The organism is Vibrio sp. RE88, assembly GCF_013113835.1.
In the GTDB taxonomy this organism is placed as follows: domain Bacteria; phylum Pseudomonadota; class Gammaproteobacteria; order Enterobacterales; family Vibrionaceae; genus Vibrio.
In genome coordinates this window covers 1-19,330 of record NZ_VTYQ01000020.1, presented here as the reverse complement: position 1 = coordinate 19,330, position 19,330 = coordinate 1, and the positions used below count along the sequence as shown (strand labels likewise).

Annotated in this window: 21 protein-coding genes and 3 tRNA genes; 3 read left to right on the top strand and 21 right to left on the bottom strand. The window is 46.0% G+C overall.

Going from position 1 to position 19,330, the window contains the following annotated elements; genetic code table 11:
* From F0265_RS24440 to fkpA, 9 genes are all read right to left on the bottom strand, one after another.
* Positions 1-143 (bottom strand): GTP-binding protein (locus F0265_RS24440; protein ID WP_253817141.1); only part of this gene is annotated, 143 nt, incomplete at its 3' end.
* Positions 144-297: 154 nt separating this feature from the next.
* Positions 298-2,397: an elongation factor G gene (fusA, locus tag F0265_RS24435; protein WP_095562336.1), complete on the bottom strand. Its 2,100-nt coding sequence runs from the start codon at positions 2,395-2,397 to the stop codon at positions 298-300.
* Between the two features lie 156 nt (positions 2,398-2,553).
* On the bottom strand, positions 2,554-3,024 hold the full coding sequence (gene rpsG / locus F0265_RS24430) for a 30S ribosomal protein S7 (protein ID WP_006957063.1): 471 nt from the start codon (positions 3,022-3,024) through the stop codon (positions 2,554-2,556).
* A 117-nt stretch (positions 3,025-3,141) separates the two neighbouring features.
* Positions 3,142-3,516: a 30S ribosomal protein S12 gene (rpsL, locus tag F0265_RS24425; RefSeq protein ID WP_004399892.1), complete on the bottom strand. Its 375-nt coding sequence runs from the start codon at positions 3,514-3,516 to the stop codon at positions 3,142-3,144.
* A 202-nt stretch (positions 3,517-3,718) separates the two neighbouring features.
* The gene (gene tusB / locus F0265_RS24420; RefSeq protein WP_171750637.1) at positions 3,719-3,994 is read right to left on the bottom strand and encodes a sulfurtransferase complex subunit TusB; all 276 of its coding nucleotides are present in this window, start codon (positions 3,992-3,994) and stop codon (positions 3,719-3,721) included.
* Between the two features lie 7 nt (positions 3,995-4,001).
* Positions 4,002-4,358, bottom strand: coding sequence for a sulfurtransferase complex subunit TusC (gene tusC / locus F0265_RS24415; RefSeq protein ID WP_019275013.1), 357 nt, complete (start codon positions 4,356-4,358; stop codon positions 4,002-4,004).
* Positions 4,355-4,750, bottom strand: a complete 396-nt coding sequence (tusD, locus tag F0265_RS24410; RefSeq protein WP_171750636.1) for a sulfurtransferase complex subunit TusD — start codon at positions 4,748-4,750, stop codon at positions 4,355-4,357. Before tusD ends, tusC begins: the two co-directional genes overlap by 4 nt.
* Complete coding sequence (locus F0265_RS24405) at positions 4,747-5,469, bottom strand: transcriptional regulator (protein WP_019275011.1); 723 nt, start codon at positions 5,467-5,469, stop codon at positions 4,747-4,749. Before F0265_RS24405 ends, tusD begins: the two co-directional genes overlap by 4 nt.
* A 185-nt stretch (positions 5,470-5,654) precedes the next feature.
* On the bottom strand, positions 5,655-6,449 hold the full coding sequence (gene fkpA / locus F0265_RS24400) for an FKBP-type peptidyl-prolyl cis-trans isomerase (protein ID WP_006957058.1): 795 nt from the start codon (positions 6,447-6,449) through the stop codon (positions 5,655-5,657).
* Positions 6,450-6,587: 138 nt separating this feature from the next.
* Here fkpA and F0265_RS24395 point away from each other — a divergent pair, with 138 nt between their 5' ends.
* Together F0265_RS24395 and F0265_RS24390 are read left to right on the top strand one after the other, a co-directional pair.
* Positions 6,588-7,568 (top strand): PQQ-binding-like beta-propeller repeat protein, encoded by a 981-nt coding sequence (locus F0265_RS24395; RefSeq protein WP_171750635.1) that lies wholly within the window; start codon positions 6,588-6,590, stop codon positions 7,566-7,568.
* Positions 7,569-7,570: 2 nt separating this feature from the next.
* On the top strand, positions 7,571-7,798 hold the full coding sequence (locus F0265_RS24390) for a SlyX family protein (RefSeq protein ID WP_006957056.1): 228 nt from the start codon (positions 7,571-7,573) through the stop codon (positions 7,796-7,798).
* On the opposite strand, the gene F0265_RS24385 is transcribed toward F0265_RS24390, so the two are convergent.
* From F0265_RS24385 to tsaE, 9 genes are all read right to left on the bottom strand, one after another.
* Positions 7,795-7,980 carry a DUF2065 domain-containing protein gene (locus tag F0265_RS24385; protein ID WP_171750634.1) on the bottom strand — a complete coding sequence of 62 codons (186 nt, stop codon included), beginning with the start codon at positions 7,978-7,980 and terminating at the stop codon, positions 7,795-7,797. The two genes, F0265_RS24390 and F0265_RS24385, sit on opposite strands and share 4 nt — an antisense overlap.
* A 61-nt stretch (positions 7,981-8,041) precedes the next feature.
* Positions 8,042-9,019, bottom strand: a complete 978-nt coding sequence (gene hflC, locus F0265_RS24380) for a protease modulator HflC (protein WP_019275008.1) — start codon at positions 9,017-9,019, stop codon at positions 8,042-8,044.
* Between the two features lie 2 nt (positions 9,020-9,021).
* Complete coding sequence (gene hflK / locus F0265_RS24375) at positions 9,022-10,215, bottom strand: FtsH protease activity modulator HflK (protein WP_019275007.1); 1,194 nt, start codon at positions 10,213-10,215, stop codon at positions 9,022-9,024.
* Positions 10,216-10,260: 45 nt separating this feature from the next.
* On the bottom strand, positions 10,261-11,550 hold the full coding sequence (hflX, locus tag F0265_RS24370; protein WP_019275006.1) for a ribosome rescue GTPase HflX: 1,290 nt from the start codon (positions 11,548-11,550) through the stop codon (positions 10,261-10,263).
* A 44-nt stretch (positions 11,551-11,594) separates the two neighbouring features.
* Positions 11,595-11,861, bottom strand: coding sequence for an RNA chaperone Hfq (hfq, locus tag F0265_RS24365; protein WP_006957051.1), 267 nt, complete (start codon positions 11,859-11,861; stop codon positions 11,595-11,597).
* 187 nt (positions 11,862-12,048) lie between these two features.
* Positions 12,049-12,996: a tRNA (adenosine(37)-N6)-dimethylallyltransferase MiaA gene (gene miaA, locus F0265_RS24360; protein ID WP_171750633.1), complete on the bottom strand. Its 948-nt coding sequence runs from the start codon at positions 12,994-12,996 to the stop codon at positions 12,049-12,051.
* Entirely contained in the window at positions 12,993-14,969 is a 1,977-nt protein-coding gene (gene mutL, locus F0265_RS24355) for a DNA mismatch repair endonuclease MutL (RefSeq protein WP_171750632.1), read from the bottom strand. Before mutL ends, miaA begins: the two co-directional genes overlap by 4 nt.
* An 8-nt stretch (positions 14,970-14,977) precedes the next feature.
* Positions 14,978-16,702, bottom strand: a complete 1,725-nt coding sequence (locus tag F0265_RS24350; protein ID WP_171750631.1) for a LysM peptidoglycan-binding domain-containing protein — start codon at positions 16,700-16,702, stop codon at positions 14,978-14,980.
* Positions 16,699-17,160 carry a tRNA (adenosine(37)-N6)-threonylcarbamoyltransferase complex ATPase subunit type 1 TsaE gene (tsaE, locus tag F0265_RS24345; RefSeq protein ID WP_019275002.1) on the bottom strand — a complete coding sequence of 154 codons (462 nt, stop codon included), beginning with the start codon at positions 17,158-17,160 and terminating at the stop codon, positions 16,699-16,701. Before tsaE ends, F0265_RS24350 begins: the two co-directional genes overlap by 4 nt.
* Positions 17,161-17,360: 200 nt before the next feature.
* On the opposite strand from tsaE, the gene queG reads away from it, so the two are divergent.
* The gene (gene queG / locus F0265_RS24340; RefSeq protein ID WP_171750630.1) at positions 17,361-18,473 is read left to right on the top strand and encodes a tRNA epoxyqueuosine(34) reductase QueG; all 1,113 of its coding nucleotides are present in this window, start codon (positions 17,361-17,363) and stop codon (positions 18,471-18,473) included.
* Between the two features lie 547 nt (positions 18,474-19,020).
* On the opposite strand, the gene F0265_RS24335 is transcribed toward queG, so the two are convergent.
* The 3 genes from F0265_RS24335 to F0265_RS24325 all read right to left on the bottom strand — a co-directional run bounded on the left by F0265_RS24335 (position 19,021) and on the right by F0265_RS24325 (position 19,305).
* Positions 19,021-19,096: transfer RNA gene (locus tag F0265_RS24335), tRNA-Gly, on the bottom strand.
* A gap of 37 nt (positions 19,097-19,133) precedes the next feature.
* Positions 19,134-19,209 (bottom strand) — tRNA-Gly (locus tag F0265_RS24330).
* Positions 19,210-19,228: 19 nt separating this feature from the next.
* A tRNA-Met gene (locus F0265_RS24325) sits at positions 19,229-19,305 on the bottom strand.
* Between the last annotated feature and the right edge of the window lie 25 nt (positions 19,306-19,330).

Here is a 19,330-nt window from a genome sequence, read left to right as displayed (position 1 = left end):
GCGAAGTCTTTCGCTTCACCGCCGTACACTTTAGATAGAGTTGTACAGATTGCAGCAGTTAGAGTTGTTTTACCGTGGTCAACGTGGCCGATAGTACCAACGTTAACGTGCGGTTTAGTACGTTCAAATTTTTCTTTAGACACGATCGTGTTCCTTCCTAGTTATGATTCGCCGCGAACATTATTGATCACGACGCGCCAGAATTTGCTATTTTATGCGCCAACGTCCGTCAGCGCAATATTTGGACGTATTGATCTTTAAAAAAGTCTTGCTATTTTTAAAGGTTAATACGATTTATCAGTAACCACGGTCTGCAATGATTTTATCTGCAAAGTTTTTCGGTACTTCAGCGTACTCGTTAAACTCCATAGAATAAGACGCACGGCCTTGAGTTGCAGAACGTAGATCAGTTGCGTAACCAAACATCTCAGATAGTGGTACTTGAGCGCGGATGATCTTAATACCAGCCACACCATCGTCCATACCTTCGATCATACCGCGACGGCGGTTTAAGTCACCAACAACGTCACCCATCCAATCTTCAGGCGTAGTTACTTCAACATTCATCATTGGCTCAAGAAGTACAGGCTGTGCTTCTAATGAACCCTTCTTGAATGCCATCGAGCCAGCGATCTTAAACGCCATCTCGTTAGAGTCAACATCGTGGTAAGAACCGTCAAACAGTGTTGCTTTAATGTCTAGAACCGGGTAACCCGCTAGAACACCACTGTTCATTTGCTCTTCGATACCTTTCGCTACCGAACTGATGTATTCCTTAGGAACAACACCACCCACAATTTCGTCAACAAAGACAAAACCTTCACCAGGTTCAGATGGCTCCAGTTTGATCCATACGTGACCATACTGACCACGACCACCAGATTGACGTACAAATTTACCTTCAACTTCCGCGTTACCACGAATCGTCTCTCGGTAAGCAACCTGAGGTTTACCAACATTACAGTCAACGCTGAATTCACGCTTCATACGGTCAACGATGATATCTAGGTGAAGTTCACCCATACCAGAGATCAGTGTCTGACCAGTTTCGTCATCCGTTTCGACGCGGAAAGACGGGTCTTCTGCAGCTAGTTTACCCAGCGCAATACCCATCTTTTCTTGATCGGCAACAGAGCGAGGCTCTACTGCGATCTGAATTACTGGGTCAGGGAACTCCATGCGCTCCAGAATCACCTTGTGGTTCTGGTCACATAGTGTGTCACCTGTTGTCACGTCTTTCAGGCCAATTGCAGCAGCAATATCACCTGCGCGAACTTCTTTAATTTCATCACGCTTGTTTGAGTGCATCTGTACGATACGACCAAAGCGTTCTTTCTTCTGTTTAACAGAGTTGTAAACCGCATCGCCAGAGTTCACCACACCAGAGTAAACACGCATAAAGGTTAGCGTACCTACAAACGGGTCGGTCGCGATTTTAAATGCGAGTGCTGAGAACGGTTCGTTGTCGTCTGCATGACGCTCAACTTCGTTGTCATTGTCATCAACACCTTTGATCGCTGGAACGTCGATTGGCGATGGTAAGAATTCGACTACTGCATCGAGTACCGCTTGAACACCTTTGTTCTTAAACGCACTACCACAAGTGGCTAGTACGATTTCGTTGTTTAGTGTACGTGTACGTAATGCTTGCTTGATTTCAGCTTCCGTTAGTTCGCCTTCTTCAAGATACTTATCCATTAGCTCTTCGCTAGCTTCTGCCGCTGACTCAACAAGGTTGTTGTGCCACTCTTCAGCAAGCTCAAGCATGTCCGCTGGAATATCTTCGTAAGTAAAGGTTGTACCTTGGTCAGCTTCACTCCAGTTGATCATCTTCATCTTGATCAGGTCAATCACACCCTTGAAGTCATCTTCCGCGCCAACGTTTAGTTGGATAGGAACAGGGTTCGCACCAAGACGGTTTTTGATTTGATCAACAACGCGTAGGAAGTCAGCACCTGCACGGTCCATCTTGTTGACAAATACCATGCGAGGAACGTGGTACTTGTCAGCTTGACGCCATACAGTTTCAGATTGAGGTTCAACACCCGATGAACCACAGAACACAACAACAGCACCATCAAGCACGCGCAGTGAACGCTCTACTTCGATAGTGAAATCTACGTGTCCAGGAGTATCGATAATGTTGATGCGGTGGTCTTGGAATTGTGCATCCATACCACGCCAGAAAGTCGTCGTAGCCGCTGAGGTGATTGTGATACCACGCTCTTGCTCCTGCTCCATCCAGTCCATGGTAGCAGCACCATCGTGAACTTCACCGATTTTATGAGAAAGGCCGGTGTAGAACAGAATACGTTCACTTGTGGTTGTTTTACCTGCGTCTACGTGAGCGACGATACCAATGTTACGGTAGCGCTCAATAGGTGTTTTACGAGCCACGATTGAATCCTCTTGAATTAGGGACTATTGCTATTTCTAGTTGCATTTTAGCCTGCTCATGGCAATTTTCACGTGCCCTAGATATAGCAATAGTTCCTAAGCTTGCGCATAGGAACTAGAGTAGCGCCGCGAGGGTTCTCGCGGCACTGAAAGGTATTACCAGCGGTAATGAGCGAATGCTTTGTTCGCTTCTGCCATACGGTGAACGTCTTCACGTTTCTTAACAGCAGTACCTTTGTTCTCAGACGCGTCTAGCATTTCAGCAGCTAGGCGTTGAGCCATAGATTTTTCACCACGCTTACGCGCAGCTTCAACTACCCAACGCATAGCAAGTGCGTTACGGCGAACCGGACGTACTTCTACAGGTACTTGGTAAGTTGAACCACCCACGCGACGAGATTTAACCTCTACCGCAGGGCGAACATTTTCAAGAGCTTCTTCAAATACAGCTAAGTGATCTTTACCAGATTTCTCAGCCATTGCATCTAGTGCAGTGTAAACAATTTTCTCTGCAGTAGATTTTTTACCGTCAACCATAAGGATGTTAACGAATTTTGCCAGCAGTTCTGATTTGAACTTTGGATCTGGAAGGATCTTACGCTGACCGATGACGCGACGACGTGGCATGGAATTTCTCCGTTGTCTTATTCTTCAGGTTATCCAAAACTTTACAGTTTCTTCAAAAATTAATATTAATTTTAGTGTTTGGCCTTACTTAACGCTTCTCTTTAAAAGAAAAGACGATTAAGACTTAGGACGCTTCACACCGTACTTAGAACGACCTTGTTTACGGTCATTTACGCCAGCACAGTCAAGTGCACCACGTACTGTGTGGTAACGTACACCCGGAAGGTCTTTAACACGACCGCCACGGATTAGAACAACTGAGTGCTCTTGAAGGTTGTGACCTTCACCACCGATGTACGAAGTTACTTCGAAACCGTTTGTTAGACGTACACGACATACTTTACGTAGTGCCGAGTTAGGTTTTTTAGGTGTAGTAGTGTAAACACGAGTACATACACCACGTTTTTGTGGGCACGCTTCTAGTGCTGGCACGTTGCTTTTAACAACTTGCTTTGCACGTGGCTTACGTACCAACTGGTTAATAGTTGCCATTAACTAGCTCCTGATTTACTTAAAAGTAAGCTTTGTGAAAAATCTAACCCTATCTACACGCCGTACCAAAGCACTTCGTACAAATAGGGACGCAAAATTCTATGCAGCAGTGAGAGGTGTGTCAAGAAATATACGGATCTTTTTTGTTCAACTCGAACGCGTGTGCCGTAAATGCTTATTCACAGTCTGCCAAGGAAAAGACTTAATCCCAGGTGAGAGAGTTTTCTTGCTCAGAAGTAAGGTCAACAAAGCCTTCGTAGTCGACCATCTTTATCGATGGACTTGTGCGGTTAAGGACACCACGGGCCGCCAGATCACTCTGTAGGACAAAGGTATTGAACCCTTTTATTATTGGATACGTCTTATGTTGGGGGTTTACCGCGTAAACAGCATCTTCAATCAACAACAAGACATCGCCATCAGCATACACCTTAACCACGTCTTCCAGAGCCGCCACAGACTTAACAATATGTAACATGATTCCCTTAGAAAGAAAGTAATTTGCCAGCGCGATGGAGCTGCGCCTGCATATCAACAACAGATAGCGATTCAGCGTCGATGACTAAGTCAGCTTGCGCTAAACCACGTTCAGCCAATGAATCCGAGCAGACGTACACTTGTTCGATGTCGTAAAGATCAAATAGCTTGAGCATAGGCGAATAGTCTTTACTAAGGATATTGCCTGTTTGCTGGCCAGCAATCAGCTGGTACACACCATCACCAATAAACAGTACGCTGATGTCTTCGCAATACGCTGATGCCGCCAGCAAGGCATCGACACCTTCTCGGCCAGACGCGCTGCCATGGGGGGCACTGCGGAACACATAGGTTAACTGACTCAAAACTGCACCACTCTATCTTGGGTAAGCATGGCTTCAGCCAAACTGCCTAGCCCTGCCTGATGAAAGCCATCCGCAAGGTTACTTTGCATCAAGTTGTGTTGGTTGGCTTCATCCTGACTGACTACACCACGACGTAATGCGGCAGCAACACAAGTCTCAAGACGCACAGCGTGTTCTGAAGCCAGAGATTGCCACGCTTTGACCAAATCAAATTCATCATTCGCTGGCACACTCAGCGCGGTTCCGTTGGTTACGCCATCTTGGTAAAAGAACACACTCACTAACCGGTGACCTTTACCAATCAAACAACGGGCGAACTGATACGCCGTTCGAGCTGACTGGTTGCCATATACAGAGCCGTTGACAACTAAGGTGTAACTCAAACAACTCAACTCTCGTCATCCTCAGTCTTGCGCTGGCGAATGTAGAGGTACACTGTGTGTTTCGAGATATTCAAGCGATCGGCAACTCGGTTAATCGCATCTTTAATATCGAAGATACCTTTATCGTACAGCTCCATCACAATCTGACGGTTTTTGGTGTTGTTCGATACTGACTTATCAGCGTTGATTTCTTCAATTGTACGCTCAACCGTTTGGTCCACCAGCTCTTCCACATCACTGGCAAAGTTAACTGACGATGCCGCTTGCTTTGCTTCTTCTGTTGGCATGAAAGACTGTAACACCTGAGAGAAAGGCGCATCGAGATTAACGTTGATACATAAAAGACCAATGACCCGATTCTCACCATTACGAATCGCAACGGTGATCGACTTCATCAACACGCCACCTTTAGCGCGGGTAAAATATGAACGCGAGAAGTTGCGTTCAGAGCCCTCGATATCACGCAGCATTTTCAATGCTAAATCCGTGATTGGTGAACCGACCTGACGACCTGTATTTTCGCCATTGGCAATTTTAATGGCTGATGTATTGAGATCCTCCAGTGAGTGGAGCACGATTTCACAAAATGGGCCGATCAGGCTTGCGATGCCATCTACAACGGCTTCGTACGATCTCAATATAATTTTGTCATGCTCACTAAATGGCATCACATTGACAGATTCCATTTCGAGCAACATATCCGTGTTTACTGTGTCTGTAGTTGTCACTTTTTAAGCCTTCGAGCGAAAAATCAACAAATTGGTGTAAGTTTATCAGAAATTTTGAATTGAACATCAAGCAATGCCGCTATCTAGTGATTTAGAACAAATTATTCACGCGATACAGCGCTCAGAAAATGAAAAAAGGCCTGACTTTCGTCAGACCTTTCCATCTTTATTAAGAGAACGGTGGTTTACTGAACCGCTTGCTCACCTTCACCGTTATCGATTTTCAGCAGCTCAACCTCAAATACCAATGTCGAGTTTGCTGGGATGCTTGGTGTATCTTGCTCACCATAGGCTAGCTCTGGTGGGATAACGAATTTGAATTTAGAACCCACAGGCATCAGCTGAACACCTTCTGTCCAACCAGAAATCACACGGTTAAGTGGGAACGTCGCTGGTTCGCCACGATCGTATGAGCTATCGAATTGAGTGCCGTCAATCAATGTGCCTTTGTAATGAACCTGAACCGTATCCGTGTCTTTCGGCTGATCACCTTTAGCTGGAGTCATTACTTGGTAAAGTAGACCTGATTCAGTCTTCTTCACACCTTCCTGCTTTTCGAAGTCAGCACGGAAATCATCACCAGCTTTCTTTGCTTCAGCTGCTTTTTCTGCTGCTTGCTTTTGCATCGTTTCAGCTACACGCTTGTCTAGCGACTCAAGTGCTGCGCGTGTTTCTTCTTCATTTAGCTCAGGGTTACCCGCAAACACATGTTCAATGCCTTTCAATACAAGGTCTTTATCTAGATTGATACCAATTTCGTTTGGCTTATCTAGGCTAGTATTCAGGTAGTTAGCGAACGATACGCCAATTGCGTAAGCTGCTTTTTCATCGTCGGTTTTAAAGTGAACCGTTTTACCGGCTTCTGCTTGCACTTGCTCGGCTGCAGGCGCTGCTTCTGTTTTAGCTTCTTCTTCTTTCTGACAGCCAACCGCCAACATTACTGTTGCTGCAAGCAGTGACACCTTAAAAATAGATTTCATTGAATTCTCCAATTAATGGCTAACCATTTGTCTTTGCGCACAAATCTGTAATTTAGACTGGTGCTCATAAGCATGTTGTACCACTATAACCAATATGCGTTTTAATTAAACGTTAACTAAAGCGGATCTTTGTATTTAATGCGAATTATTTTTCACACTCTGATACTTACGTTTGTCATCGCAGCGTTAAATGGCTGCTTTTTCTCCACGCAGGATGATCAACGTTGGGTAATTGAACCTCTGGGAACCACCAGTTTCGCCTTAAGCCGAGATGCCCGCTTTGCCCTTTTGTACTCCAAAGAGCATCAACTGGTACTGTGGGATCTCTACGAAAGCCAGCAGCTTGCCTCATTAGGCGAACAAGATCCTCAAGCGAGTACCGTTTCTCGAATCCGTATCTCAGATAATGGCCGATTTGCCGTCACCGCAACGCAAATAAACTTCGCTGTCTGGGATTTAGCTTGGACACAAGCACAAGGTCTTTGGTCGATCTCAGACGGATTAATTCGCGATGTCGACATTGCCAGCAATGGCGAACAAGTCTTGCTGGGGTTGTCTAACGGCAAGGCCATTTACGTCAACTTAGTCACTGGAAGACGATTAGAGTTCCTTGCCCACAATGAAAAAGTGAATTCTGTCGCCCTATCTCCTAATGGTCGTTTCGCGTTATCAGGAGGTAATGATTATACCGCCTACCTATGGGATACCCGTACAGGGCAAATTCTTAAGAGCTTTGAGCATGAGCAGCGCATCAATCGTGTCGCCCTACAAAGAGATGGTTTGTATGCCTTTACTTCAGATGGAGGCAATCAGGCAATCATCTGGGATCTTAGAACTGGAGAAAAAATTTCCAACCTGCGCAGTTTTTCTCGTCAGTTGATCTTCTCAACGGCCCGCTTCTCGGATGATGGGCAGTTCCTTGTCACAGGTACTCCTTCAAGCCGAATTATGGTCTGGGACGTACAAACCGGTAAGAAGGTTGATGGATTTGAAGCAGAGCCTTTAAAAGATACTCGCCCTCCACGTGCAGTGGTGTATGATGCAGCTTTTGACAATCAGAACCGAGTGATCTCGGGCACTTCCGCTGGAATTGCTCAAGCTTGGAGCGTGGACTACTAATCATGACAGAAAAGCGTGTTGAAGAATTGGAGAACCGTCTAAACGACATGGAGTGCCAGCTGGCCTTTCAAGAGCAGACCATTGAGTCTCTTAATGATGCATTGAGCCAGCAACAGCTGCTGATCACAAAAATGCAGGACCAGATGAAGTACGTGGTGGGCAAAGTCAAAAACATGGACTCATCTAATTTAGCCGATCCAGCCCAAGAAACCCCGCCTCCACATTACTAACTAAACACGTACGCAATCACGGCACCGGCGACCACTAAACAACCGCCGATACGCCTGAGTTGATGGTCGGGTTGTTCACTTAACTGAGCAACCATATTACGCCAGCCATTAGGGGCGATTAAAGGCCCTAGCCCTTCGACGATTAACACCAAACCTAATGCGACCCACAATGAGCTCGACATACGTAACTCCTTAAAAAAGAAAGGCTCCACAAGGGAGCCTTTGTTATCTATCAACTTGAACTTACTTCGCTGGCGCACCAGCAGAGTTATTCATGTACTGGAAGAAGTCACTCTTCGGATCCAGTACTAAGATATCGCTCTTATCGCTGAATGATGTCTCATAAGCTTTTAGAGAACGCATAAAGCCAAAGAATTCTGGATCTTTGTTATAAGCATCCGAGTAGATTTTCGCAGATTTCGCATCCGCTTCACCTCGAGTTACACGTGCAGTTTTGTCCGCTTCTGCTAGAACTGTTGCCACTTCTAGATCAGCTTGTGCACGGATAACTTCTGCCTTCTCACGACCTTGGGAACGGTGCTTACGCGCTACAGATTCACGCTCAGCTCTCATACGGCGGTAGATAGACTCACTGATTTCGTCAGGTAGGTTGATTTTCTTCATACGGAAATCAACGATCTCAACACCCAAGTCAGTCATTGCGCTATCTGAAGTACCAACAAGAACGTTCTCCATAATTTGGTCACGCTCACCGTCAACTTCTAGCGCTTCAAGAGCTGCTTCAGTTGTCACTTCTTCGCTGTCTGCACTTTCAGGAAGTACATCTTTGTTACGCGGGCCAGAAACAATCTGCTTGATCTCACGAGCACCAATTTCAGAACGTAGTACGTCGGTAACTTTACGTTCAAGTAGCGCTTCCGCTGTCAACGTATTACCACCACCAGTAGTTAGGTAGTAACGCCCGAAGTCTGAGATACGCCACTTAACGTAAGTATCGATCAACACGTCTTTTTTCTCAGACGTTACGAAACGGTCAGAACGGCTATCCATTGTTTGAATACGCGCATCCAGAGTTTTCACTCGATCGAATAGCGGCATCTTAAAATGCAAGCCTGGCTCGTAGATTCTTGATACGCCGTTATCATCAAGAACACGACCAAATCGAATCACCAATCCACGTTCGCCTTCTTGAATGACAAATACTGACATTAGCAGTAGAACAATGGTAACGACTAATACAGGGATCATTAACTTACGCATTCTTAATATCTCCCTTGACGTGAACCAGTTGAACGAGATTGCGAGTCTGAAGTTGTCTCATTTGTCTGAGTTTCTAGCTCAATTTGATCGTATGCAGAAGAAGACTTCGTGCTACGTTTGGTTTGAGTCTTACCTTCTTGACCCGCCAGTTTATCAATAGGCAGATACAGAAGGTTACCGCTTGATTCCGAATCAATCAGGACTTTAGACGTGCTTGAATAAACGCGTTCCATAGTATCTAGGTACAAACGGTTACGAGTAACTTCAGGCGCTGCTTGGTATTCAGGAAGTAGTTTCTCAAACTGCGCTACTTGACCAAGTGCTTCATTCACTACGCGCTCAGAGTAACCTAATGCTTCTTTCTTCAGACGCTCAGCTCGACCCGTCGCTTTTGGAAGAATATCGTTACGGTAAGCTTCTGCTTCACGTTCAAAACGCTCTTCATCCTCACGTGCTGCGATAGCATCGTCGAATGCGTCTTTAACTTGCTCAGGTGGACGCGCAGACTGGAAGTTGACGTCAACAATGACAACACCCATATCGTAGCTATCTACGATTTCATTTAACGTTTCCTGAGTACTTTGACGGATTTGCTGACGACCAGTCGTCAGGATGCTATCCATCAGAGAGTCACCAATCACTGCGCGAAGCGCAGAGTCGGTCGCTTGGCGTAAGCTATCATCTGCGTTCGTCACGCGGAATAGGTATTTGTATGGGTCAGCAACACGGTACTGAACATCCATCGCTATCGTCACAACGTTTTCATCTTTAGTCAGCATTAGACCAGATGAACGCAGTGAGCGAATTGCCTGTACGTTGACAGGAGTAACTTCATCAATGAAGCGAGGGCGCCAGTTCAGACCAGGATCTACGACGCGATCGTATTTACCCAATCGTAGAACAACACCACGTTCTGCTTCACCGATGGTGTAAAAGCCCGCAAAGAACCAGATTGCTATCGCGATTACTGCAATGACACCAAAACCTAGTGCACCGCCACCACCGATAGAAGATCCTTTGCCTCCTTTTCCACCACCAAACTTTCCACCCAGTTTCTGACTCAGTTTGTTAAATACTTCGTCTAAGTCTGGCGGTCCTTGATCACGGCCACCTTTGTTACCACGATTATTACTCCCCCAAGGGTCGTTATCGCGGCCATTGTTGCCGTTGTTATTACCAGGCTCATTCCACGCCATTAGAAAGCTCCATCATTTGATATGACGTTATACTGTAGCAGTCATTTAAGTAACTATAAAGTCACGTAAAACTGCCCCTTCTCTTTTTTCAAGTCTAGACCAATCCACTTGTTGCATGCGAACATCAATCAACAAGTTACCATCCTGATCATATTCTTCTCGTTGAATACATTTCATTTGGAAGAATGTACTACGAATGCGCCCCTGATGTTGTGGCGGTATTCGCAATTGATACTGAACCATTTGACTAGCTAAGCGCTCAGTCAGAGCATCAAACAGCAGTTCAATACCAATGCCTTCCATTGCCGAAACCCAAACGGCACGAGGAACACCTTCTTCATCCCTTTCAATTCGAGGTTTCTGGTCTTCGAGATTGTCAATTTTGTTCATCACGAGAAGAGCAGGTACCTCATGGGCATCAATCTCTTCAAGCACTTCATGAACAGCATGAATATTCTCACGAAAACGCTCATCACTGGCATCGACAACATGTAACAAAATGTCAGCTTCCTGCGTTTCTTGCAGGGTCGCTTTAAAAGCAGCGACTAGGTCATGGGGTAAATGTCGGATAAATCCAACCGTGTCAGCCAAAATGGCTGTTCCCACATCCGCAAGCTCAATTTTTCTCAACGTTGGGTCCAAAGTGGCAAACAGCTGGTCCGCTGCATATACGCCCGCTTCGGTAATGCGGTTAAACATGGTGGATTTACCCGCGTTGGTATAACCAACCAGAGAGATAGTTGGGATTTCCGCTCGATTTCTGGCTCGGCGACCTTGTTCACGCTGCTTTGCCACTTTTTCCAAGCGGCGCAAGATAGCTTTGATACGATCACGCAAAAGACGTCGGTCAGTTTCTAACTGGGTTTCACCTGGACCACGTAAACCGATACCACCTTTTTGTCGTTCAAGGTGAGTCCAACCACGAATAAGTCGAGTAGAGATATGACGAAGCTGAGCGAGCTCAACCTGCAATTTACCTTCGTGTGTTCGGGCGCGTTGAGCAAAGATATCGAGGATCAGACCGGTACGATCTAGGACTCGACATTTACACAACGATTCTAGGTTACGTTCTTGGGCAGGAGAGAGGGCGTGATTGAATATCACTATATCCGCAGCAGCAAGTTGCACCGCTTGGGCAATTTCCTGAGCTTTACCCTCTCCGACATAATATTTAGGGTGTGGTGACTGGCGACTACCAGTTACAACTTGTAACGTTGAGACACCAGCTGAAGATACCAGCATTTCAAACTCGCTGAGATCTTCCCACTCCCCTTCTTGCGTGAAGTTGATATGAACAAGTACGGCTCGCTCACCGGCTTCATAACGGTCAAACAAGCAATCAACTCCTTAAAATAATACTAATTTTCTTGTTCAGAGAATTAATCTTCTGATTTCTCTTGCTGACGCTCGCCACCCTGAGGACGCTCACCACTGTGGTGGCTAACTGGACGAGCAGGAACTACCGTAGAGATAGCGTGCTTATATACCATTTGGTTTACTGTGTTTTTCAGCAAGATAACAAATTGATCGAAAGACTCAATCTGACCCTGTAGTTTAATTCCGTTTACTAGGTAGATTGATACGGGAATACGTTCACGACGTAATGCATTTAAGAATGGGTCTTGAAGAGATTGCCCCTTAGCCATTTTATTTTCCTTATTTTGTAATTTTGTTCTAGTTATTTAGCTAGTGGTGCGCTGCAAAACTAGGTGCGGCCTTTGCATCTGAGCTAAACGATAAAAAACACCCTGTCGTTACCTGTTATGACGGCTTTACCATCAAATTTCAAGTAACAGATCCTTTACAGGGTACATTCACGCAAAAGCGATCACATTATACACAGCTAAAACCTTCAGACGCTATGGCATTTGATACGGTTTCTAGAGACTGTTCTATGTTTTCGCTATCTAACCAAGTTAAATCATCCCAGCTGCGCAACCAGGTGATTTGTCGCTTGGCCAACTGGCGGGTCGCACAAATACCTTTAAATATGGCATCATCAAGCGTGCAATTCCCATCCAAATAATCCCACATCTGCCGATAACCGACGCAACGAATAGAAGGAAGATCTGGGTTAAGATCATCGCGAGCATACAACTCACGCATTTCTTGCTCAAATCCCGCTTCCATCATTTTGTCGAATCTTAATTCGATTCGGCGATGGAGTTCAGCCCTTTCCTTGGGAGCTATAGCGAACTGTTTTACTCTAAACGGTAGGCTTTCACCTTTGGTTTGAGTCAGTTCAGTAAGAGTTTTACCTGAAATTCGATAAACTTCCAATGCCCGAGACAATCTTTGCGGATCATTCGGGTGGATTCGTTCAGCAGAAACCGGATCAATCTCTTTGAGTTGATCGTGCAGTACCTCCCAGCCTAGAGTCAATGCTTCTTGCTCAATTTGCTGACGGATTTCAGGGTTTGCAGCCGGAAGAGGTGACAAACCTTCCAGTAGTGCTTTGTAATAGAGCATGGTGCCACCAACCAAGAGTGGGATCTTGCCTTGCTCTACAATCTTGTGCATTTCATTCAACGCATCGCGACGAAAGTCTGCGGCGGAATAAACTTCACTTGGATCGAGAATATCGATCAGTCGGTGCGGGGCCTGTGCCTGCTCTTCTTCATCAGGCTTGGCGGTACCGATATCCATCCCTTTGTAAATCAGAGCGGAATCCACAGAAATAATTTCCACGGGAAATTTTTTTCGCAGGCGGATAGCCAGATCGGTTTTCCCCGATGCGGTTGGCCCCATTAAAAAAAGGGCCAAAGGTAATTCGTTCTTCATAACTTCATCGCTGCAATGGTTGCAGAAAAATCAACAGGGCGAACAAAAGCACGGTCATCCAAAGGCAGATTGCCCTGCCAAAGTTGTTCTATCTCAGCAATGACCTGTATTGCTTCCGACAAAGTGTAGTCGCTTTTAACCTGTGTGATCTGGTTGGTTAACCAATCAGAGAGCGCCTGTAGTGGCAAAGCTTGATCATTCTCTGATATCAAAGCGGCGTAAGATAACAGATCTGGTATCAATTGTTGCAAATTTTGCTGACGAAGCGGCTGAGGTACCCCCATGATCATCAATGAGGATGAATTTCGACTCTTCAACTCTATGCCAAACAGCATCAACGTTGCGTGATGCTGTTGAGACGCTTCGATCTGCTGAGGATCGAGTTTCAATGCCAATGGCACCAAGAGAGGCTGACTCTTCAATCCACCTCCATTGAGAGCCAATTGCCCATTCACACGCAACCATTCTGCTTTAGCCATTGAGACTACCCTCGCTCCCAGCTTATCTCCCATAAGCAAGTACTGGCCTTGAGTCACGCAGACAGCTTTGCCCAATGCCTCTATTGTCTCAGCAGGCTCTACGAGAACTGAAGGTACAGGTTCGAGTTCTGAGAGAGTTGAAGGGGCTTTCTGAGACAAAACTGGTGTTTCCAGCAACTCTTTGTAAGCACGCACTTCCTGTTTGCTTGGTGCTGGCTCTCCATAGCGCTCTTCAGCTTTCGCTTTTTGCCGAGGTACAGGACGCGACTCTACCCAGTCACTTTTCGCTGCGGCCTCACGTACCTGAGTACGCTCTTTCTCAGCTTGACGCTTTTCTTCATAGCCTTGCTGACCAGGATAAGCAGGCACATTTTCCACTGCTCGATACACGCTTTCAGACACAGGCTTGGTGTCGGCAGCGACGGGAGTAGGTATTTCCGGTGTAGCGGGTTCTGTATGAAATGCAGAGGCGTTGATGTCGGGTTTATCAATCTGAGCACTCTGTACTAGAGCATCACTCAAGGCTTGATAAATAAAGTCATGTACTAGACGAGCCTGATGAAAACGCACTTCATGTTTCGCCGGATGGACATTCACATCGACTTGATGAGGGTCAATTTCAATAAACAGCACATAAGTGGCAAACTGATCAGGACGTAGACTTGTCTCGTAGCTTTGCCTAATGGCATGGTTGATCAACTTGTCACGCATCATACGGCCATTGACGTAGCAGTATTGTAGATCACTTTGCTGACGCGCCCCTTCGGGCGTCGTGATCCAGCCATGCAGCTTGAGCCCTTGATGTTCAAGCTCAATTTTCAACATATTACGCACAAACGGGTTGCCACATACCGCTGCAATGCGCTTTTCTTCTTGAACCTGAGTCTTAGCCGCTCGGTACTGTTTGATCATTTTGCCGTTGTGTCGCAAATTGATCGTAACGTCAAATCGGCTTAAAGCGATACGCTTTAACAGCTCATCAATATGAGTGAACTCGGTCTTCTCTGTGCGGAGGAATTTACGTCTAGCTGGCGTATTGAAAAACAGATCCAGCACTTCGACTGACGTACCAATAGGGTGCGCCGTCGGTTGCAACTTCACTTGCATCTCGCGCCCTTCACTGTACGCAGACCAAGCCTGATCTTGCGTTGCAGGACGAGACGTCAGTGTCAGACGAGCAACAGAACTGATACTGGCAAGCGCTTCGCCACGAAACCCTAAGCTCATGATCGCTTCAAGATCATCCAAGCTGTGTATTTTTGACGTCGCATGACGACTCAAAGCTAAACCCAACTCATCCTTGGCAATGCCTTTGCCATTGTCACGCACACGGATAAGCTTAGCGCCGCCTTTTTCGATATCAATATCAATCCGGGTAGCACCAGAGTCTAAACTGTTTTCGACCAGCTCTTTGACAACGGAAGCTGGTCTCTCAACCACTTCCCCTGCCGCAATCTGGTTAGCCAGTCGTGCTGGAAGAATTTTAATCGTCATGCTTATCGCTACTTATTCGGAATGATCAGAACCTGACCAATCGCCAGTTCATCTGAACGCAGATTGTTGGCTTTTCGGATCGCGCTGACACTCACATCGTATTGGCTGGCAATTTTCCCAAGGAACTCACCACGCTTCACTTTGTGTTTACGCAATGGCTGATCTTTCATGCTGACGGTAATTTTCAGTTTTTGACCGAGCTTCAGTGTGTCAGAACGCAGTTTGTTTTCGCGTTTAATCGTTGCAACCGACACTTTATATCGTGCAGCAATCTTACCGAGGTATTCCCCACTTTGAACCACATGAGTGATGGTCTTGGTTTCCACCGGATTCGTCACTTTAGGTACTGGTATTGCACCTTTTGAACCTGGGATCGTCAACACCTGACCAATCGCAAGGCCAGAGCTTTTCAGCTTATTGGCCTGCATGATGGCTTTCGTTGTCGTACCGTAATTTTTGGCGATCACTGACAGCGATTCACCGCGTTTAACCTTATATTTTATAGTCTTACCACGATTCGAGAACAAGGTGCCTTCAGGTGGATTCGCTTCAAAGTACTGAACAATCGCTTTAGTCAGTGCACGCGCCAATTTATCTTGATGGCTGCGTTGAAAGAGTAACTTTTCTTCTGTTGGGTTAGTAATGAACCCAGTCTCAACCAAGACAGATGGAATATCCGGCGACTTCAATACCGCGAGGCTGGCGTTCACAGGTTGCTTCTTGTGCAGTTTAATTCCGGCACTGCTCATCTGTTTGAGGATCTTAGTGGCAACTTTATAGCCTTCTTTCTGAGAATGACTGAACTGCAGATCCAGCAGCGTCTGGCTGACATTCTTATCGCTGGTGTTCTTAGAAAGAACCTCACCTGCACCACCCAGTAGTTGCGACTGTTCTTCGTGATTCTCTACCCAACGGGCGATTTCTGAATTCGCTCGACGCGTATTAAGCACAAACACTGAACCACCGCGCGGCTGCGGAGTACGGAAACCATCAGCGTGAATTGAAACCAATAGATGTGCCTTACTGCCACGTGCGATTTCGGAACGTTTGTTTAGATTCACAAAGTAATCACCACGACGGGTCAACACGGCTTTCATGCCCGGAACAGCATTGATCTGAGCTGCAATTTTCTTGGAGATTGCCAAAGTCGCATGCTTTTCATACTTGCGGCTTGGGCCGATAGACCCCGGATCTTCACCACCGTGACCAGCATCAATCGCAACCACAATATCAGCGGTACCCAATAACTGAGAGGCGTCTCGACTCACTTGAGGTGAACTACTTGAAGATGAAGGCTTGGCTGCTGTAGTAGAGGATGAGCCATGAGGCATGTCGATCACCAAACGATGACCATATTGACCACCCGGAGTAGGCGCCAGCTTAAACAATTGTGGCGTCACTTTGCGTTTGAGCTCAAACACCAATCGATAGGTACCTTTCTGTGGTGGTGAACTCTTACGAATCCTTTTCAGAACAGGGCTTTCTGAGACGTTAATCGGTAATTTGGTATTGATGGAAGTCTGCTTGAGATCCACAACTAAGCGATCAGGGCTGCTGAGTGTGAAATAGCTGTACTCCGCCTCCGATGCCAAATCAATAACCACACGGGTTTCGTCAGGAGACGGCCAAACACGAATACTTTCAAGAGCATTTGCCCACACGCGAGTGGGCAAAAGAAACAGAGCTAGGAGAAAAGAGACAGAGACAGCTCGAACGAATTTATTGATTATCATAACTCCAACTGTTCAAGTAATTTAGATCCATAATCATTATTAGCAGTGAGATCAACCACGCGCGCTTCACCGTCATAGCGCAATTCTATATCCAGATCTGCGCGAGGAAGCAAGCCCTGACCTTTCTCTGGCCATTCAACCAGACAGATAGCATCAGGAGTAAAGTAATCTCGGATCCCCATGAACTCCAACTCTTCCGGATCGGCTAAGCGATAGAGATCAAAATGATAAACTTGCCATTGGTCTAGCTGGTACGGCTCCACTAAGGTATAGGTTGGGCTTTTCACATTTCCCTGATGACCCAGTGCACGCACAAAACCTCGGCTGAATGTCGTTTTACCAGCGCCCAAATCACCGTGTAAATAGATGGTGGTTTGTTGAGAGCATAGGTTTGCCAAGACTGTCCCTAATTGAATCGTTGCTTGTTCATCTTTAAGGGCAAAATGTTTCGTGGTCATGAAGATCAATCTCTACTGGGTGACTATATAAAAATCAAAAGAACAGGAATAGTAAACTGGGTTGGAATTGAGAGACAAGGTCTGTTGTGTAAGTAAAAGCCAAATTCCTGCTATTTTGTCATGAATTCTCTGATTTCGCTGCTAGATTCAACGAAAAAGATCCGTTAAGATCCGCCCCCCATTTCACCAGAGTCATTAGCATGAACTACCAAGAGCTCGCAAACAAGATCAAAGTTTGGGCACAAGAGCTTGGCTTCCAGAAAGCCGGTATCTGCGACGTTGACCTGAGTGAACACGAATCCGCACTGCAAAAATGGCTTGATGCCGGCTACCACGGTGAGATGGACTGGATGGCACGTCACGGCATGATGCGAGCACGACCTGCTGAGCTTCTTCCTGGCACAATGCGAGTCATTAGCGTCCGTATGGACTACCTCCCCCCTGAAGCGCTATTTGCAGCCAACCTAGCCGACCCTACCCAAGCTTATATAAGCCGCTATGCACTGGGCCGAGATTACCACAAACTGGTACGCAACCAGCTAAAAAAGCTTGGCCAGAAAATAGAACAAGAAGTGGGGCAGTTTGGCTACCGCCCTTTTGTGGATTCCGCGCCTATTCTAGAGCGTCCTTTAGCGCAAAAAGCAGGACTAGGTTGGACCGGAAAGCACTCCCTCATTCTGGATAAAGATTGTGGTTCGTGGTTTTTTCTTGGTGAACTACTCATCGATTTGCCTTTGCCCATCGATGAAGCGCACCAAGGTGACTGCGGTAAATGTACCGCTTGTATCACTTCCTGCCCTACTCAAGCCATTATTGAAGAAGGCGTCGTTGATGCACGACGATGCATTTCTTACCTGACCATTGAATTCGACGGCGTGATTCCTGAAGAATTCCGCAAACCGATGGGTAACCGTATTTATGGGTGTGATGACTGCCAGCTTGTCTGCCCATGGAACCGCTTCTCTGAATTAACTGAACGCGAAGATTTTCATCGTAGACAGGCGTTAACCTCACCAGATCTGGTTACTCTGTTTGCATGGGATGAAAAAACATTTCTCAAAAATATGGAAGGTTCTGCCATTCGAAGAATAGGTCATATCCAGTGGTTAAGAAATTTGTCGATCGCCATGGGCAATGCGCCATATTCAGCTAATATTATTGAGGCACTAGAGCAGCGTATAGGATTAAGTGAAGTGCTGGATGAACATATTCGTTGGGCAATAGAGCAACAAATTGCCCAAATACCCCATTCATCGACTAAGCTAAATAGGCTAATCCGTATCGTGCAAAAAGGGCTCCCCAGAGATGCATAAACTTTGCCTGATATAACACGGCGTAATTTGATTTAGCTCTAAAAACGAGAATGTGGAAAAAAGAAAGGACGATTGCTTGTTTTCTTTCAGCTAAAGAAGTTAATCACATTAGTCATAAATGACCAGGATCAAAAAACAATCACTTAATGATCGAACGAGATGCTCTTTAGCCAACAAGGCTTAAGCATTAAATTCTTTAAATACAAAGACTTAACTTCGAAATAGAAATCAGAAAGAAACTTTCATAACACAAAAGATCATTTCTCTTCGACTTAAATCAGCATCCATAATCAGGTTACCCACCAACTTATCCACAGAACAATAATTGTGGATAACTCTGTTAGTCTTTGCAGCTAGCCCTGACTCACCGAGGCTTGTCATTAAAAAATAAAACGAGCACATCTCGTGCTGATTTGAATTTTAGACATAAAAACGCCCACCGTAATGGAGGACTTATTATGATTTTGATTGGTTTATGCTTCACAGCATTAGATAAAGAGCGGTGACCTATAAGGTCGATTCAGACATCTGAAGTCTGAGAAGAATTTGGAGCGACACACGAGGTTCGAACTCGTGACCTCAACCTTGGCAAGGTTGCGCTCTACCAACTGAGCTAGTGTCGCAGTTCATTATTCAAAGCATAATGAAGGCTTAGAAAATTGGAGCGACACACGAGGTTCGAACTCGTGACCTCAACCTTGGCAAGGTTGCGCTCTACCAACTGAGCTAGTGTCGCATATTCTCATAAGGAGAATTGGTTGCGGGGGCCGGATTTGAACCGACGACCTTCGGGTTATGAGCCCGACGAGCTACCAAGCTGCTCCACCCCGCGTCCGTATTGTCTCACCGTTAAGCAC

What these genes read in the sequence shown, in the direction of transcription:
- F0265_RS24395 (WP_171750635.1), top strand. Translation starts at nt 6,588, where the DNA reads ATGCGAATTATTTTTCACACTCTGATACTTACGTTTGTCATCGCAGCG.
- rpsG (WP_006957063.1), bottom strand. Translation starts at nt 3,024, where the DNA reads ATGCCACGTCGTCGCGTCATCGGTCAGCGTAAGATCCTTCCAGATCCA.
- tsaE (WP_019275002.1), bottom strand. Translation starts at nt 17,160, where the DNA reads ATGACCACGAAACATTTTGCCCTTAAAGATGAACAAGCAACGATTCAA.
- rpsL (WP_004399892.1), bottom strand. Translation starts at nt 3,516, where the DNA reads ATGGCAACTATTAACCAGTTGGTACGTAAGCCACGTGCAAAGCAAGTT.
- F0265_RS24385 (WP_171750634.1), bottom strand. Translation starts at nt 7,980, where the DNA reads ATGTCGAGCTCATTGTGGGTCGCATTAGGTTTGGTGTTAATCGTCGAA.
- hflK (WP_019275007.1), bottom strand. Translation starts at nt 10,215, where the DNA reads ATGGCGTGGAATGAGCCTGGTAATAACAACGGCAACAATGGCCGCGAT.
- hflC (WP_019275008.1), bottom strand. Translation starts at nt 9,019, where the DNA reads ATGCGTAAGTTAATGATCCCTGTATTAGTCGTTACCATTGTTCTACTG.
- hfq (WP_006957051.1), bottom strand. Translation starts at nt 11,861, where the DNA reads ATGGCTAAGGGGCAATCTCTTCAAGACCCATTCTTAAATGCATTACGT.
- queG (WP_171750630.1), top strand. Translation starts at nt 17,361, where the DNA reads ATGAACTACCAAGAGCTCGCAAACAAGATCAAAGTTTGGGCACAAGAG.
- fkpA (WP_006957058.1), bottom strand. Translation starts at nt 6,449, where the DNA reads ATGAAATCTATTTTTAAGGTGTCACTGCTTGCAGCAACAGTAATGTTG.
- miaA (WP_171750633.1), bottom strand. Translation starts at nt 12,996, where the DNA reads ATGAAGAACGAATTACCTTTGGCCCTTTTTTTAATGGGGCCAACCGCA.
- F0265_RS24390 (WP_006957056.1), top strand. Translation starts at nt 7,571, where the DNA reads ATGACAGAAAAGCGTGTTGAAGAATTGGAGAACCGTCTAAACGACATG.
- F0265_RS24350 (WP_171750631.1), bottom strand. Translation starts at nt 16,702, where the DNA reads ATGATAATCAATAAATTCGTTCGAGCTGTCTCTGTCTCTTTTCTCCTA.
- mutL (WP_171750632.1), bottom strand. Translation starts at nt 14,969, where the DNA reads ATGACGATTAAAATTCTTCCAGCACGACTGGCTAACCAGATTGCGGCA.
- tusB (WP_171750637.1), bottom strand. Translation starts at nt 3,994, where the DNA reads ATGTTACATATTGTTAAGTCTGTGGCGGCTCTGGAAGACGTGGTTAAG.